Raw genomic sequence first — 15097 nt, forward strand, 5'->3', positions numbered from 1 at the left:
TTTCGTCCGCCCATCCGCTTGGAGGGGGAGCCGCAGCATGACGCAAGACCAGGAGCAGGGCCAGGGCCAGGAGCAGGGCCAGGGCCAGAGCCAGGAACGGCGACTGGAGTCGGGACACGCGCCGGGGCGCGCACCGCGGGAGGACGCCGGGGCGCCGCCGATGGTGGTCGTGGACGACGTGCGGCGCAGTTTCGGGACGGGTCAGCAGGCGGTGCACGCCCTGCGCGGAGTCTCCTTCGAGGTCCGCCGCGGCGAACTGACCGCGCTCAAGGGGAGGTCCGGCTCCGGCAAGACCACCCTGCTCAACCTGGTCGGCGGCCTCGACACCCCGACCGGCGGCAGCGTCGCCCTCGACGGCACCGACCTGGCAGGCCTCGACGAGGACGGCCGCCTCGCGCTGCGCCGGGACCGGATCGGCTTCGTGTTCCAGTCCTTCGGCCTGATCCCCGCCCTGACCGCCGCCGAGAACGTCGGGGTCCCGATGCGGCTGCGCAAGGTACCGGCGAAGCAGCGCGAGGAACGGGCCCGCACCCTGCTCGCCCTCGTCGGCCTCTCCGAGCACACCGAGCAGCGCCCCGGCGAACTCTCGGGCGGCCAGCAGCAGCGGGTCGCCGTCGCGCGCGCCCTCGCGAACGAGCCCGATCTGATCATCGCCGACGAGCCGACCGGCCAGCTCGACTCCGACACGGGCCGTCAGATCATGCGGCTGCTGCGCGCGGTGGTGCGCAGCGAGGGGGTCACGGCGCTGGTCGCCACGCACGACCCGGCGCTGATGGAACTGGCGGACCGGGTGGTGGAACTGCGCGACGGGCGCATCGTGGAGGCTGCGCCGTCCGAGGAGGACGACCCGCAGGGCTGAGTGCCCCGCGGGTTGCAACCCGCGGGGCTGCAACCCGAGGGGCGGGCGGCGCTCCTACTCGGTGTGCAGGGCCGCGGCGATGGTCATCCGGGCCGCCGAGCGGGCCGGGATCAAAGCGCCCAGGACGGCGATCGCTACCCCCGCGCACAGCATTCCGGCGAGCTGCGGCGCGTGCCAGACGTCCTTCATCGACTCGGGGAAGGCGACGATGCCCACGTTGTCCACGACGAGCCGGTGCGCGACGATCCCGAGGGGGATCCCGAGCAGCCCGCCCACCAGGCCGAGTCCGGTCACCGAGGTCACCGTCATCCCGACCACCTGGCGCGGGGTCATGCCGATCGACTTGAGCATGCCCAGGTCGCGGCGGCGGTCGCGGGTGTTGAGCAGCACGGTGTTGAAGACGCCGAGCGAGGCGACGAGGGTCAGCATGACCGAGAACACCGAGGAGAAGCCGATGACCGTGGTGGTCGCGGCGTTGACGTTGACCGAGTTCACCACCTCGGCGTGCAGTCCGGGGTCGGCCGCATCGACGGCGTCCGCGTAGGCGCGGGCGTCCGCCCCCGGGGCGAGCCGGACGGTGTACTCGACCGCGCGGCTGTCCGGGGCGAGTTCGCCGAGGGTCTCCCAGGTGGATTCCAGGGAGCGCGCGTCGCTGTCGATCAGCTGGCCGACGATGGTCGCGGCCGTCCGCCTCCCGTTGGCCTCCAGAGTGACCCGGTCACCCACCGCCAGCCCGCGTTCGGTGAGGAAGGAGGGGCCCGCCGCGATCTCGCCGGGTCCTCTGGGCGGCCGGCCCTCGACGAAGGCCGCGGCGGGGGAGGGGCTCCCGCGGTAGAAGTTCCCGAACGCGGGCTGCGCGTACCCGACCAGCCCGATCCGGGTCAGCCCCCGAGCCTGTACCTCCTGCGCCCCCAGCGACCGCAGCCGCTCGTCGATCTGCGCGTCGCTCAGCACCGGCTCGACGGGGTTGTTGCCGTGGCCGCCTGCCGCGATGCTGAGCACCGGTCCGCCGGGGAGGGTGCGGCCGGCCTGCGCGTACGAAACCATCGTGCTGGTCAGACCGGTCGCCAGGGTCACCGTGGTGACACCGAGGACGATGGCCGCCGTCGTCATGAAGGCGCGGCCGGGGCGGGCGAACGGGTGGCCCAGGCCCAGGCTGACGGAGCGCGGCAGCCGTGAGGAGGCGAGCACGCGCTGGACGCGCAGCCCGCGCCCGGTGCGGGGCGCGCCGCCCGCGGTGATGGCCTGCGCGGCCGGCAGCCGGTGCGCGCGCAGGGCCGGTACGAGCGCGGTCAGCACGACCAGGGCGGGCATCCCGGCCAGGCACGCGACGCTCAGCCAGGGCGAGACGGTGCCCACGCTCGCCATCCCCGTCTCGATGCCGGAGAACGCGATCTGCAGGATGGGCGCGGCCAGCGCGTTGCCGAGCAGGGTGCCCAGGACGCAGCCGGCCACGGCGGGGACCGAGACCATCGTCAGGTAGACGGCGACGACCTGGTTCGGGGTGAAGCCGATGGCCTTGAGCACGCCGATGTGCCGGCTGCCGGAGACGACGGCGCCGCTGACCACGTTCGCGACGATCAGGGCGGAGACGAGCAGGCCGAGCAGGCCGAAGAGGGAGATGAAGGGCAGATAGGCGTCCGCACGGGCGGAGAAGGCCTTCTTGAGGGTGAGGTAGGTCTGCGCGGAGGTCATCGAGTCCGCGGGAAGTCCGTCCGTTGCCCGGGCGAGCGAGTCGCGCAGCTGCGCGCCGGTGGACGAGTCGGTGAAGCGGTAGAGCATCTGCGTGGCGGTCGGATGGAGGGCCGCGGCCTGCTCGGGCGTCACCCAGGCGGCGGCCGACTTGCTCATGCTCGTCGCGAAACCGACGACCGTGAGCGTCTGGCGCCCGGGCACCTCCAGTTTCGTACCGAGGAGATCGGCGTACGGAGTCCCGTCGATGCCCCAGTCGACGACGATCTCACCGGGGGCCTGCGCCCAGCGCCCCATCAGGATTTCGACGCGGTCCACCGGCCCCGCCGGATCGGCACGGCCGACCACGGTGAGGGGGCCGGCCGGCATCCAGAGCCAGTCCCCGGGGACGTCGACGACGGCCCGCGGGAACGGTCCTGCGGCGGCCGCCACACCCGGGCGGTGCGCCGTCTGCGCGAGTTGGGCGTCGGAGACCTTCGCGGGGTCGTAGGTGGCCACGGTGTGCGCGCCGCGCTGCGCGGTGTACGCCTTGTCGAAGGGGCCCGAGGCGGCGACGAGCAGGCCGAGGGCGAGCAGGACGGTGGTGGTGGAGCAGAGGACGACGAGGCCGATGACGAAGGTCTGGACCCTGCGGCGCTTCACGGCGGCCCGGGAGGCCCGCCACACGGCGCTCACGCGGAACGCTCCAGGGTGTCGCCGTCCAGGGTATCGCCGTCCACGGTCTCGGGGTGGACGGTCTCGCGGTGGACGGTCTCGCCGTCCACCGTCTCGCGGTCCAGGGCGCGTTCGCGGGCCACGCGGCCGTCGGCCATCTCGACGAGGCGGCCGGCGCAGCGGGTCGCCAGATGCGGGTCGTGGGTGACGATCAGCAGGGTCTGGCCTATCTGGTTGAGGTCGATCAGCAGGTCCATCACCTGCTCGCCGGAGCGGCTGTCGAGGGCGCCGGTCGGCTCGTCCGCCAGGAGCAGTGCCGGACGGTTCATCAGTGCGCGGGCCACGCCCACGCGTTGGCGCTCACCGCCGCTGAGCGTCGCAGGGTAGTTGTTGCGGCGGTCGGCGACCCCGAGCTCGTCGAGGAGTTCCAGGGCGCGGCGGCGGGCCTGGCGGGCTGAGGTGCCGGTGAGCTGGGCGGCGAGCGCGACGTTGTCCAGCGCCGGCAGGTCGTCGATGAGGTTGAAGAACTGGAAGATCATGCCGACGTCGCGGCGGCGGTAGAGGGCGAGGCCGGTCTCCGTCAGGCTGCCGAGGTCCTGGCCGTGCACGGTGATCGAGCCCGCGGACGGCCGGTCCAGGCCGGCCACCATGTTGAGCAGGGTGGACTTTCCGCAGCCGGAGGGGCCCATCACGGCGACGGCTTCGCCCCGGCGGATCTCCAGGGACAGGGCGTCGAGCGCCAGGGTGTCGCCGTATTCCTTCGATACGCGGTCCAGGCGGACGACGACCTGGGCGGCGCTGTCGTGATGAGGTGTCATGGCACGAACCTAGAAGGCAGGTCGGACGTGCCGCGTCACCCCCCGGATGTAAAGGGGAGGTCGCGTCATCCTGGGGATGTACGCGGGGACAGAACCCAGAGGGTGATGTGGACTACGCGGGGTGCCTGCGAGGGTCGGGTAGGAGAATCTTGGAAGCGTGAGGGCCGTGAGGGCCGTGAGGGCCGTGAGGGACCTGAGGGCCGTGAGGGCCGCGGGCGGGGGAGGGGGAGTCGCTGTGACGACGGGATGGGTGGTCGCTGTCGTGGTGGCCGCGGTGGGTGCGGTGTCGGCCGGGTTCGGGCTGACCGTGGCGCTCCTGCGGGCCCGCGCGGCGCACCGGGCGGCGATCGAGGAGCGCGGGTGGCTGCTGGAGCGGGAGCGGGAGACCGCCGCCCGGACGGCGGTGGACGCGGAGCGGGCCCGGATAGCGGCGGAACTCCACGACATAGTCAGCCACAACGTCAGCCTGATGATCGTCCAAGCAGGGGCCGCCCGCGAGGTGTTGGAGACGATGCCCGTGGAGGCGGCGGCCGCGATGGCCGCCGTGGAGAAGGCCGGGCGCACGACCATGACCGAACTGCGGCACCTGCTGGGCCTGCTCGCGCCCGCGCAGGACGGCCGTGACGAACCGTACGGGGGCAGAGCCGCCGAAAGACGTGACCCGGCGGCGGAGTTGGCGCCGCAGCCGAGTCTGAGCCGGCTCAGTCCGCTCATCGACCGGATAGCCTTCGCCGGGCTGCCGGTCGAGGTCAGGATATCCGGCGAACCGCGGCCGTTGCCGGCCGGGATCGATGTCACCGCCTACCGGATCATCCAGGAGGCGCTGACCAACGCACTCAAACACGGAGACGGGGTGAAGGCCGAGGTGACGGTGAGATACGCGGACCAGGCGCTGAGGGTCGAGGTGCTCAACAGCGGGCCGAGCGTGCTGTCCGGAGACCGGATACCGGCGGTCGCGGGGAGGCGTGACCCGGCGGCGTCAACGGCATCCACGGCATCCACGGCATCAGCCGGGTCCGCCGCCACCGGGTCCGCCGATGCCACCGCGTCGCGCCCGAAGGCGGACGGCGCCGGGCACGGGCTGATCGGGCTGCGGGAGCGGGTCGCCGTGTACGGAGGGGACTTCGACGCACGCCGTCGCCTCGGCGGCGGCTACCGGGTCCGCGCCCGCCTCCCGCTGGAGCGGCCGTGACCACGCAGGACCCGGCCGCCGAGCCGGACCCGAGGACCGCCTCGCCCCGCGTGGTCATCGCCGACGACCAGGACCTCGTCCGCACCGGATTCCGCATGATCCTCACCGCCCGGGGGATCGACGTGGTGGGAGTCGCCGCCGACGGGGTGGAGGCCGTCTCGGAAGTGCGCCGTCTGCGTCCCGACGTCGTCCTCCTCGACATACGCATGCCCCGCCTGGACGGACTGGAGGCCGCCCGGCAGATCCTCGCCGAAGCCCCGGAATGCCGGGTGATCATGCTGACCACCTTCGACCTCGACCAGTACGTCTACGCCGCCCTCGCCGCCGGAGCCAGCGGGTTCCTGCTCAAGGACGTCACCCCCGAGTACCTCGCCAACGCCGTACGGCTGGTCGACACCGGCGACGCGCTGCTCTCCCCGTCGATCACCCGTCGGCTGGTGGAGCGCTGCGCCTCGGCCTCGGCCGCGCGCGGTGGCGGTACCGCGGCACCCCACCCCGACCTGGACGTCCTCACCCCGCGCGAGCGGGAGGTGCTCACCCTCATGGGCCACGGCCTCTCCAACACCGAGCTGGCCCAGGAGTTCACGCTCAGCGAGGCCACCGTGAAGACCCATGTGGCCCGTATCTTCGCCAAGCTGAGCCTGCGCGACCGCGCCCAGGCGGTCGTCCTGGCCTACGAGACGGGCCTGGTCACCCCGGGGACGGGGTAGGGGAGTTCCGCGCGGACGTCCCCGCGGACTTCCGCGGCCGGCCCGGTGTCACGGCAACTCGCGTGTGAGCCATACGTGCTCACCCTTGTCGTCCTTGGCAACGCGATGCCGCTCGAAGCCGAGCTTCTCGAGAACACGCAGCGACGGCGTGTTCCACGGGCCGACGGTCGACCAGAGTCGCTTCCGCCCGGTCGCGATGGCGGCATCGACCACCGCCCCGGCCGCCTCGGTGGCGTAGCCGTGCCCGTGCACGCTCTGGAACAGCTCGTACGCGATCTCCGGCTCGTCCAGGGTGGAGCGGCCGATGATCAGCCCGCAGTAGCCGATGAAATCGCCCTCGTCACGGCGCTGGATGGGCAGCAGGGCGATCCCCGTGGTCTCCGTCGCGGCGAGCAGTTCCGCGATGGCCGTCCGGATGCCTTCAACCGTGCCCACCCCTTTGCCGCGTTCAGCCACCAGGTCACGGAACTCGGCGGCGTCCGACTCGGCCCAAGGCCGCAGTATCAGTCGCTCGGTCTCCAGGTGGTACGCCATCGTCTCGTACGTCGTCATGCCCTCCACTCTGCCCCACGGACCGTCGCGCACCTCGGGCGGAGTGCGGGGCGTGTCCTCGTGATCAGGCCCGGGGCGGGGCGGAGTTCGACAGGAGGTGCAGGCGCAGGGCGAGTTGGAGTTCCAGGGCGCGGGCGGGGGAGTTCCAGTCCTCGCCCAGGAGCCGGCCGATCCGGTCGAGGCGCTGCACGACGGTGTTCACGTGGATGTGCAGTGCCTCCTTGGCCTTGGAGAGGCTCGCCCCGTGGACGTAGTAGGCCTGGAGGGTGCGGACCAGCTCGGTGCCGCGCTGGGCGTCGTAGTCGATGACGGGGCCCAGCACCTGGTCGACGTAGCCGCCGACGTCACCGTGGTCCCCGAGCAGCAGGCCGACGAAGCCCAGGTCCGGCAGGGCGGCCCCGTGGCCGGTGTGGCCCAGCGCGTGCAGGGCCCGCAGGCAGCGCACCGCCTCGGCGTACACGGCCGGCAGTCCGCCCGGGTCGCCGGCCGGTCCGGCGGAGCCCACGGTGACGGGTGCGCCCACCGCCTGTCCCAGCTCCGTCGCCAGGGAGCGTGCGAGGTGTCCGGGCCGTTCGGCCGGGGCGAGGAGCACGACGTGGCCCTCGTGCAGCCCGGCCAGGCCGTCCAGGGCGCGGGCGCGGCGTGCGGCCTCGGTCGACAGCCGGGGCCGCAGTGCCGCGTCGCAGTGGAGCACCAGGAGGGAGTGGGGGCGTGCGAGGTCGACGCCGAGTTTGCGGGCGCGGATCCTCCGGCTGTCGGTGTCGAGGGTGTGCCCCGGGCTCTTCGGGGTCAGCAGTTCGCTGAGGAGCTCGCCGCGCACCCGGTCCTCGGCGTGGGCCACCGAGCGGCGCAGCAGCAGGAGGAGCGCGGTGACCAGGCCGGTGCGCTCGAACAGCCGCCGGTCGCTGTCCGACAGGTCGGCCCGGCCCGTCAGGGCGATGCTGCCCAGGAGTTCGGGCCCGGCCAGGACCGCGCAGACCCACACCCCGTCGACCGGTACGGCCCGGCCGCCGGAACGGGAGGCCGCCACGCCCTGGGCGGGCGCGCCGATCGGCTCGGTGGCGACCCGGGCCAGCTCGGCGCCGTCGGCGTCGTGCACCACCAGCCCGCCCCGCAGCAGCGCGGCCACCTCCCGGGCCACATCGGTGACGTCGCCGCCGCGCAGGACCAGATCGGTGAGCCGGTCGTGGGTCTCGGTGGCCAGCCGCGCGGCCTCGCTGTGGGCCCGGGCGGTCTCGGTGGCGGCGTTGAGCTCGACCAGCGCCGTACGGGTCTCCTCCAGCAGCCGCGCCCCGTCGATGGCGACGGCGGCGTGGTCGGCCAGCGAGGAGAGCAGCGCGACCGCGTCGGGGGCGAACTCGCGCACCGACCGGTCGGCGGCGTAGAGCACCCCGATGACCCGCGAGGCGACGCGCAGCGGCACACCGAGGATGCCGCGCAGTCCCTCCTCGCGCACCCCGGCGTCGATGGTGCTGGTGTGCCGGAAGCGGTCGTCGGCGCGGTAGTCGGAGCTGGCGTACGGCCGGGCCGTCTGCGCGACGAGCCCGCCGAGGCCCTCGCCCATGCCGAGGCGCAACTGCTGGAAGGCGGCGGAGACGGAGCCGTCGGTGACCCGCATGAACGTGTCGCCCACCACGGGGTCGTTGAGCGTGAGGTAGGCGCAGTCTGTGCCGAGCAGGGTCCGGGCCCGCCGCACGATGGCCCGTAGCACCGCGTCGAGATCGCGCAGTGCCGCGAGGTCGCCGGCGGTGTCGAACAGGGCGGTGAGTTCGGCCTCGCGCCTGCGGTGCTGGTCGAGCGTGCGCCGGATGTCGAGGGCGACCCGGGTCGCCTCGTCCACGAGGGCCTGATCGGCGGCGCCGGCGCCGGCGGTACGGGCCTGCGCGCCGGGCCGCGCGAAGTGCTCGACGGGCGCGCCCTGGGCGAGCAGGTCCAGGAGCTGCCGCAATGCGGCCGCGGGCGTGGGCGCCGGCGCGGAGGGATCGTTCACGGGGGCCATGCTGGCAGCCCTTCGCTACGGGGTGGCGAGCGGGTCCGCCCGCCGGACCGGAGGTACCGGTCACGGCGGGCGGCCCATGGGTGGGTCGGTCGGTCGGGCTGGGGCGGGCGGGCTCAGGCGTGATCGGAGACCGCGCCGGCGTACCCGCTCCCCGCGGCCGCCCCTGCCGGACCCGCTCCTCCCGCCTCTGCGCCCGCCTTCGGGACGGACAGGTCGCGGCCCCGGGTCTCGCGGGCCAGGAGGACGGTGAGGGTGGTGACGAGGGCGGCCGCGGACAGGTAGACGGAGACCGGCACGGACGAGTCGTAGTCCTTCAACAGCTCGACGGCGATGATCGGGGCCAGGGCCCCCGCGATGATCGAGGCGAGCTGGGAGCCCATCGAGGCGCCCGAGTAGCGGACCCGGGTGTCGAACATCTCCGAGATGAAGGCGGCCTGCGGCCCGTACATGGCCCCGTGCAGCAGCAACCCGGCGGTGACGGCGAGGGTGATGACCACGAACGACTTCGAGTCCACCAGCGCGAAGAACGCGAACGCCCACAGCGCCATGCCGACCGAACCGATCAGCGTCACCGGCCGTCGCCCGATCCGGTCCGACAGTGCGCCCCAGGCCGGGATGGTCAGGAAGTGGACGGCCGAACCGATCAGGAGCGCATTGAGCGCGGTGGTCTTGGGGAGCCCGAGGTGGGTGGTGACGTAGACGAGGAGGAAGGAGGTGAGGACGTAGTACGAGATGTTCTCGCCGAAGCGCGTGCCGATGGCGGTCAGCACTTGCCGCCAGTCCTTGCGGAACACCTGCACCACGGGGGCCTTCTCCGCCTCGCCCCGTGCCGCGGCCGCGGCCTGCGCGGCGAGGAAGACGGGCGACTCCGACACCGAGAGGCGGATCCACAGCCCGACCATCACGAGCACGCCGGAGAGCAGGAAGGGAATCCGCCACCCCCAGGCGAGGAACGCGGCATCCGACTGGACGGCGGCGAGCAGCGCCAGCACCCCGGTGGCGAGCAGGTTCCCCCCGGGAGCCCCGGACTGCGGCCAGGAGGCCCAGAACCCGCGGTGTTCGGCCCCGCCGTGCTCGGACACGATCAGCACGGCCCCGCCCCACTCGCCGCCCAGCGCGAACCCCTGCACCAGGCGCAGTGCGGTCAGCAGGACCGGCGCCCCGACGCCGATGCTGGCGTGGGTGGGCAGCAGCCCCATCGCGAAGGTCGCCCCGCCCATCATCAGCAGACTCAGCACCAGCAGCTTCTTGCGCCCGACCTTGTCCCCGAAATGCCCGAAGACCACCCCGCCCAGCGGCCGGGCGAGGAAGCCGATGGCGTAGGTGAGGAAAGCGATCAGGGTGCCCGTGAGCGGATCCGCGGTGGGGAAGAACAGCTTGTTGAAGACCAGGGCGGCGGCGGTCCCGTAGAGGAAGAAGTCGTACCACTCGATGGTGGTCCCGATGAGACTGGCGGCAATGATCCGTCTGATGCCGGAGGAGGCCTTCGATTCGGTTCCGGGGGAGACCATGTGCACCACTTCCAGGGTGTCTGCGGGGACGTCGGGTGTGGCCACAACGTAGGAGTCCGCAGGTCAACGGCATATGTTGCTCGCCATCACAATCAACCCCAGGCGGGTGTGCCCGACCACCACACGGCCCGAACCTATCCCCTCATCCCCCTCTTGGCGAGGGTGTGTCAGACCTGCCGGAATTGCAGAGTTGTACCTGTTTTGGGGAGGCGGTGCTGACTCCCGTGCTGACTACGTCATCACGCCGGGCCAGGCTGGCGACGCACCCGTGTTCGCGCAGGTCATGGCTCGGTTACGGGTGCCCAGGCGGATCGGCCGTCCCAGGGGCACGCCAGATGTGGTCCTGGCCGACGAGGCCTATTCGCCGCGGGCGCGGGGATCTGTGGCGGCGCGGGATCCGGGCAGTGATCCCACAGCCCGCCGATCAGGCCGCGAACCGCAAACGCCTCGGCCGCCGAGGTGGCCGTCCGCCGGCCTTCGACCGCGAGGCCTACAAGTAGCGGAACACCGTCGAGCGCTGCATCAACAAGCTCAAGCAGTGGCGCGGTCTGGCCACTCGCTACGACAAGACCGCCACCATCCACCTCGCGGGACTCCACCTTGCCGCCATCTTCATCTGGTCGGCGAGGTGATCCGAAGGAAACGGCCTAGCGCACGTCGGTGGCCGTACGGCGATAGGTGCTGCGCCGGTCCTCGATCGCGTGCCAGCGGTCGCCGTAGATGGTCTTGATCACGGACGGTTCCCGGACGAAGTCGTGCGGGAAGCCGAGCGGTACGGCGCTCACCTCGTCGAGGCGTGCGACCGCATCGGCGTCGAGGCGGACGTCGAGGCAGCCGAGGTTGTCGACGAGCTGGCTCTCCTTCGTCGCCGCGATGATCGGAACGACGTTTCCGGGGCGGCCCAGCAGCCAGGCCAGCGCCACTTGGGCGGGGGTCCAACCGCCCTGCTCGGCGATCTCCAGGACCACGCTGATGATCTCTTCCTCCTCCGGGGACGCCTTGACGCCCCAGGAGTCCAGCCGTCCTCCCTCGCCCCGGCGGTACTTGCCGGTGAGCTTGCCGGCGGCGAGCGGCGCCCAGGCCAGCACGGCGAGGTCGAACGCCCTGGCCTGGGGCAGGAGTTCACGTTCCGGGGTCCGCTCCAGCAGGTTGTAGCGCAGCTGCGAACCGGCGAACGCGGACCACCCGCGGAGCTCGGCGAGGGTGTTCGCCTGAGCGATCTCCCAGGCGGGCCAGTCCGAGACGCCCACGTACAGCACCTTGCCGGTGCGTACGAGGTCGTCCAGCGCGCGCATCACTTCCTCGACCGGGGTGAAGTTGTCGCGTGCGTGCACCCAGAGGATGTCGAGGTGGTCGGTGCGCAGCCGCTCCATGCTGGCCTCCACCGAACGCACCAGGTTCTTGCGGTGGTTGCCCGCCGCATTGACGTCGCCGTCACGGGTCCCGCAGGTGTACTTGGTGGCCAGTACGAACTCATCGCGCCGCCCGTCGAGCAGCTCGCCGAGGATCCGCTCCGAACTGCCGTCGCCGTAGATGTTCGCCGTGTCGATGAAGTTGCCGCCCGCGTCCGCGTACGCGTCGACGATCCGGGCGTTGCTCTTCTGGTCGGCGCCCCAGCTGAGGTCGTCGCCCATGGTCATCGCGCCGAGGCTCAGCTCGCTCACGCGCAGACCGGTCTTTCCGAACAGTGAGTACCGCACGTTCTTCCCCCTTCACGCAGGTCGTGCGGCCGACGCTAGGCGCTGGAGTGCACTTCAACGCAAGCTTTGATCAAGGGGATTGCCGCCGCGACACCGGACGGCAAGATCCGGAACAGACGGCCTGGGCGCATCGTCGTTCCGTACAGCTGACCGCCTCCAACACGTCGCCGTCGACGTCAGGTTGGAAAAGGCTCAGCTATGCCTTGGTGGCCTTCGTCCACTCGATTAGCTTCTGCATTACTTCGATGACCAGCTCTTGCCTCGGCCGAGGTAGAAAGATCCATGACAGCCAAGCCGGGGCCAAGAGTAGGACGACGATGAGGAGCGGAACGAGGCGCAGCGCTGACAGGACGTGACGTGGACTGAGAAGTTCTAGAAATGCGGACATCCCGTTGGGCCCTTCGAACGGAGCGGGTTGCTGCGATGTCCGTTCGAGGAGTGCACCCCTGATGAACCGGGCGCGGTTCACGACGTCACCACAGCAGCATTGCGGCATGGCTTCGATTTCTCGAAGTCGAGAGGAAGCGATCGCGCGCTTCGACGAGGGTTGGCCGACTCCGGAGGCGTCGCCTGAGGCACCCATGAACACAGGCCTGCCTAGGCTCAGCTACCTCAAGAGGCCGAAGGGTTGCCGCAACGTAACAGGCTGGACGTACGGAGAAGTGACCTGAGGCTCATGTGCCTCCCCCTCCGCGCTAGGTCCCTGCCCTCACCCGCTCATGCCGGAAGGGTCCGCTCAATGTAGGCACGCTGCGTGATCGACGGCAAGAACCTCATTTCAGCCACAACGTACCTTGAAATAAACAGAGTTCAGGCGATCGTGATCCACGTTGTGGCCTCAGTGGAGGTCGCTCCCGCACTACGTGTTGAGCGGTGCTGGTCGGCGGCGAGGGCTACCGGCCGGCGCCCGTGAGGAGTTCCTCTGCCACACCCGTCCGTGCGTAGAGCACGGCCCGCCCCGCCCGGTGCGCCGACACCAGACCGGCGGCGCGGAGTGCTCCGAGGTGCTGGGACACCGCGCCGGCGGTGAGGCCGGTGCGCCGGGCCAGTTCGGTCGTCGCGGCGGGTGCGGTGAGCTCCGCGAGGAGCCGCGCCCGGGAGCGCCCGAGCACCCGGGACAGGGCCGCGGAGGCCGAGCCCGGCGGGGCCTCCCACAGCGTGCCGATGCCGCGCGGCGGATACCGTAGCGTCGGCTGGTACACGGCGTCCGTCGTCGCGAAGACCCGCGGCCACACGAACGCCGACGGCACGAGCAGCAGCCCTCGTCCGTCGAGTCGTCGTACGCCCCGCAGGAAGCGGTGCTCGACCTTCAAAGTTCCTGACGACCAGGCCAGTTGGGGTGCGAAGTCCTCGAAGAGGCTGTGCGTGCCGTCCTCGGCGAAACGGCGGGCCCGGTAGTGGATGTCGGCCTCCAGGTGCATCTGGATGCGGGGCCAGTACGGGGCCATCGCGAGCTCCCAGAACGCGGCGATGGCATCGGTGAGGCGCCCGAGCCCGCGCCCGGGATCCGCCAGCAGTGCCTCGATCCCGGCCTGTGCCCCGGGCGCGGAGGCCCGCAGCCGTTCGGGCGGGGTGGCGCGCAGGGCGGCCAGCTCCACGCCGAGCGACGGTCCGGACGTGCTGGGCGGAGGGCAGAGGAACCCGGGGACGGAGGTGGCCGTCACCGGCACCAGCGCGGTCAGCGGGCTCAGATCGAGCCGTGCGGCCGCGATCCGGTCGCGCGCCTGCCCGGCCCACCGGCGATGCAGCACCTGCTCGTCGGCGCCGGACAGGATCCGTACCCCCGCCACGACCTCCCAGAGCGGCGAGATGGCGAAGCGGGTCCGTGCGACGTCCTCGGCCGAGAACTCGATCTCGAGCACCGGGTGCCCTCCTCCCTGGAAGGCCACGGAGGCCGACCGTGCGCCGTAGATTTAGGGCAGGCTAAAACATTGGGCCGGAGCTGCGGTGACCGGCACCGTAACGGGCATGCCCAGACACCTCCCCGCGACCGCCGACGCGCACTCCCCGTGGCGATCGAGCGGCTTCCGCGTGCTCTTCTCCGCATCGGTTCTCGGCGTTCTCGGTACGAACGTCTCCTACGTCACCATCCCGCTGATCGCCGTACTCGCCCTTGACGCGGGCCCCGGGCAGGTCGGGGTGCTGGCCGCCCTGAGCACGGTGGCGTTCCTCCTCATCGGCCTGCCGGCCGGGGCGTGGGTCGACCGTGTACGGCCCCGTACGGTCCTGGTCGCCGCGGACCTGCTGCGCGGCATCCTGCTCGCCGCGATCCCGCTGGCCTGGTGGTGGGACGCCCTGACCTTCGAAGGGCTCTGCGCGGCGGTGTTCCTGAGCGGGGTCGCGACCGTCTTCTCCGACGTGGCCGCCCAGAGCGCCCTGCCGCAGCTGGTCCGCCCCGAGGCCCTGGTCCCGGCCAACTCCGTCATGGTGAGCTTGATGGCCGCGGGCAACATCGCGGGCCGGGGCGCGGGCGGCGCGCTCGTCCAGCTCCTCGGCGCACCGGTCGCTCTGGTGTGCGCGGCGGTGGGCCACTTGGGTTCCGCGCTCCGGCTGATCCGCATGGAGCGCGGCGATGCCGCTGAGATCCCGGGCACGGCCGACGGTCCCCGCCGGGGCCCGAGCCTGCGCGCCCGGATCGCCGAGGGCCTGCGGCACGTCCTGCGCCACGGGGAACTGCGCGCCCTCGCGCTCACCGGGGCGCTCGGCAACCTCGGGACGGTCATGGTGAACACGATGCTGCCCGTCGTCTTCACCCGCGAACTCGGTCTGTCCGCAGGCGCACTGGGCCTGTTCTGGGCGGTCGGAGGCGTCGGCCTGCTGTGCGGAGCCCGCTGCGCACGCCGGCTCGCCGACCGGTTCGGGCATGGGCGGGCGCTGGTCCTCGCGGACGCCTGCCTCGCCCCGGCGGGACTCCTGGTACCCCTGATGGACCGGGGCGTCTGGTTGTGGGTGGCGGGTGCCGGATGGTTCCTCTTCGCCGTCAGGACGGGGACGGGCAACGTCCTCGGAGTGAGCCTTCGCCAGCGCCTGACCCCGGACACCCTGCTCGGCCGTATGAACGCCACCTTCCGCTTCGTCCTCACCGGGGCCATGGCCCTCGGCGCCGCCCTGGCCGGTGCCATCGGTTCCTACGGGTCTCCCGGCGCGGCCCTCTGGTCAGGCGGAGCCCTGCTCTGCCTGGCCTCCGTACCGACCCTGGTCTCCCCGCTGCGCGGGCGTCGCGAGCTCCCGCCCGCGGGGGCCGCCGGGGGAACCCTGCGCGGATCGGGCCGGGGGACGTGCCGTACCGCTTCGTGACGCGGCGCGGGCCCTCGGCAGGGGGCAGGGCGGCGGTGTGCTGGGGGCGTCGGTGCCCAGGCGTGTGGTCGTCTCCATGACCTGAAGGGGGAAGTGCCAAGGCTCGCCTGCAG

General features: G+C 72.0%; 11 protein-coding genes and 1 pseudogene. 5 read left to right on the forward strand and 7 right to left on the reverse strand.

All coding sequences use genetic code 11. The features are described 5' to 3' along the window. The first annotated feature begins 160 nt into the window (after positions 1-160). Positions 161-859 carry an ABC transporter ATP-binding protein gene (locus tag ACFRU2_RS07595; RefSeq protein WP_382969601.1) on the forward strand — a complete coding sequence of 233 codons (699 nt, stop codon included), beginning with the start codon at positions 161-163 and terminating at the stop codon, positions 857-859. A 54-nt stretch (positions 860-913) separates the two neighbouring features. On the opposite strand, the gene ACFRU2_RS07600 is transcribed toward ACFRU2_RS07595, so the two are convergent. Continuing rightward, positions 914-3226 (reverse strand): FtsX-like permease family protein, encoded by a 2313-nt coding sequence (locus ACFRU2_RS07600; protein ID WP_382968883.1) that lies wholly within the window; start codon positions 3224-3226, stop codon positions 914-916. Continuing rightward, positions 3223-4023 (reverse strand): ABC transporter ATP-binding protein, encoded by an 801-nt coding sequence (locus tag ACFRU2_RS07605; RefSeq protein ID WP_382968885.1) that lies wholly within the window; start codon positions 4021-4023, stop codon positions 3223-3225. The genes ACFRU2_RS07600 and ACFRU2_RS07605 overlap by 4 nt, the downstream gene beginning before the upstream one ends. Positions 4024-4258: 235 nt before the next feature. Between ACFRU2_RS07605 and ACFRU2_RS07610 the strand changes: the two genes are divergently transcribed. Continuing rightward, entirely contained in the window at positions 4259-5215 is a 957-nt protein-coding gene (locus ACFRU2_RS07610; protein ID WP_382968887.1) for a sensor histidine kinase, read from the forward strand. Beyond that, the gene (locus tag ACFRU2_RS07615) at positions 5212-5925 is read left to right on the forward strand and encodes a response regulator (protein WP_382968890.1); all 714 of its coding nucleotides are present in this window, start codon (positions 5212-5214) and stop codon (positions 5923-5925) included. The genes ACFRU2_RS07610 and ACFRU2_RS07615 overlap by 4 nt, the downstream gene beginning before the upstream one ends. Before the next feature lie 48 nt (positions 5926-5973). Here ACFRU2_RS07615 and ACFRU2_RS07620 read toward each other — a convergent pair whose 3' ends face one another. From ACFRU2_RS07620 to ACFRU2_RS07630, 3 genes are all read right to left on the reverse strand, one after another. Beyond that, positions 5974-6477 (reverse strand): GNAT family N-acetyltransferase, encoded by a 504-nt coding sequence (locus tag ACFRU2_RS07620; RefSeq protein ID WP_382968892.1) that lies wholly within the window; start codon positions 6475-6477, stop codon positions 5974-5976. Between the two features lie 64 nt (positions 6478-6541). Beyond that, positions 6542-8476: a helix-turn-helix domain-containing protein gene (locus ACFRU2_RS07625; protein ID WP_382968895.1), complete on the reverse strand. Its 1935-nt coding sequence runs from the start codon at positions 8474-8476 to the stop codon at positions 6542-6544. 113 nt (positions 8477-8589) lie between these two features. Beyond that, complete coding sequence (locus ACFRU2_RS07630) at positions 8590-9987, reverse strand: MFS transporter (RefSeq protein WP_382969604.1); 1398 nt, start codon at positions 9985-9987, stop codon at positions 8590-8592. Positions 9988-10222: 235 nt separating this feature from the next. Here ACFRU2_RS07630 and ACFRU2_RS07635 point away from each other — a divergent pair. After that, positions 10223-10619, forward strand: a pseudogene (locus tag ACFRU2_RS07635) (transposase); the annotation flags it as partial. A gap of 15 nt (positions 10620-10634) precedes the next feature. On the opposite strand, the gene ACFRU2_RS07640 reads toward ACFRU2_RS07635, so the two are convergent. Together ACFRU2_RS07640 and ACFRU2_RS07645 are read right to left on the reverse strand one after the other, a co-directional pair. Next, positions 10635-11687: an aldo/keto reductase gene (locus ACFRU2_RS07640; RefSeq protein ID WP_382968898.1), complete on the reverse strand. Its 1053-nt coding sequence runs from the start codon at positions 11685-11687 to the stop codon at positions 10635-10637. A gap of 893 nt (positions 11688-12580) precedes the next feature. Then, a complete protein-coding gene (locus tag ACFRU2_RS07645) occupies positions 12581-13549 on the reverse strand; it encodes a DUF5937 family protein (RefSeq protein ID WP_382968901.1) in 969 nt (322 codons plus the stop codon). Positions 13550-13655: 106 nt separating this feature from the next. Here ACFRU2_RS07645 and ACFRU2_RS07650 point away from each other — a divergent pair, with 106 nt between their 5' ends. Further along, on the forward strand, positions 13656-14984 hold the full coding sequence (locus ACFRU2_RS07650; RefSeq protein ID WP_382968904.1) for an MFS transporter: 1329 nt from the start codon (positions 13656-13658) through the stop codon (positions 14982-14984). Positions 14985-15097: the final 113 nt, after the last annotated feature.

The sequence above is a fragment of the Streptomyces sp. NPDC056883 genome (assembly GCF_042788835.1).
GTDB classification, from domain to species: domain Bacteria; phylum Actinomycetota; class Actinomycetes; order Streptomycetales; family Streptomycetaceae; genus Streptomyces; species Streptomyces stoeckheimensis.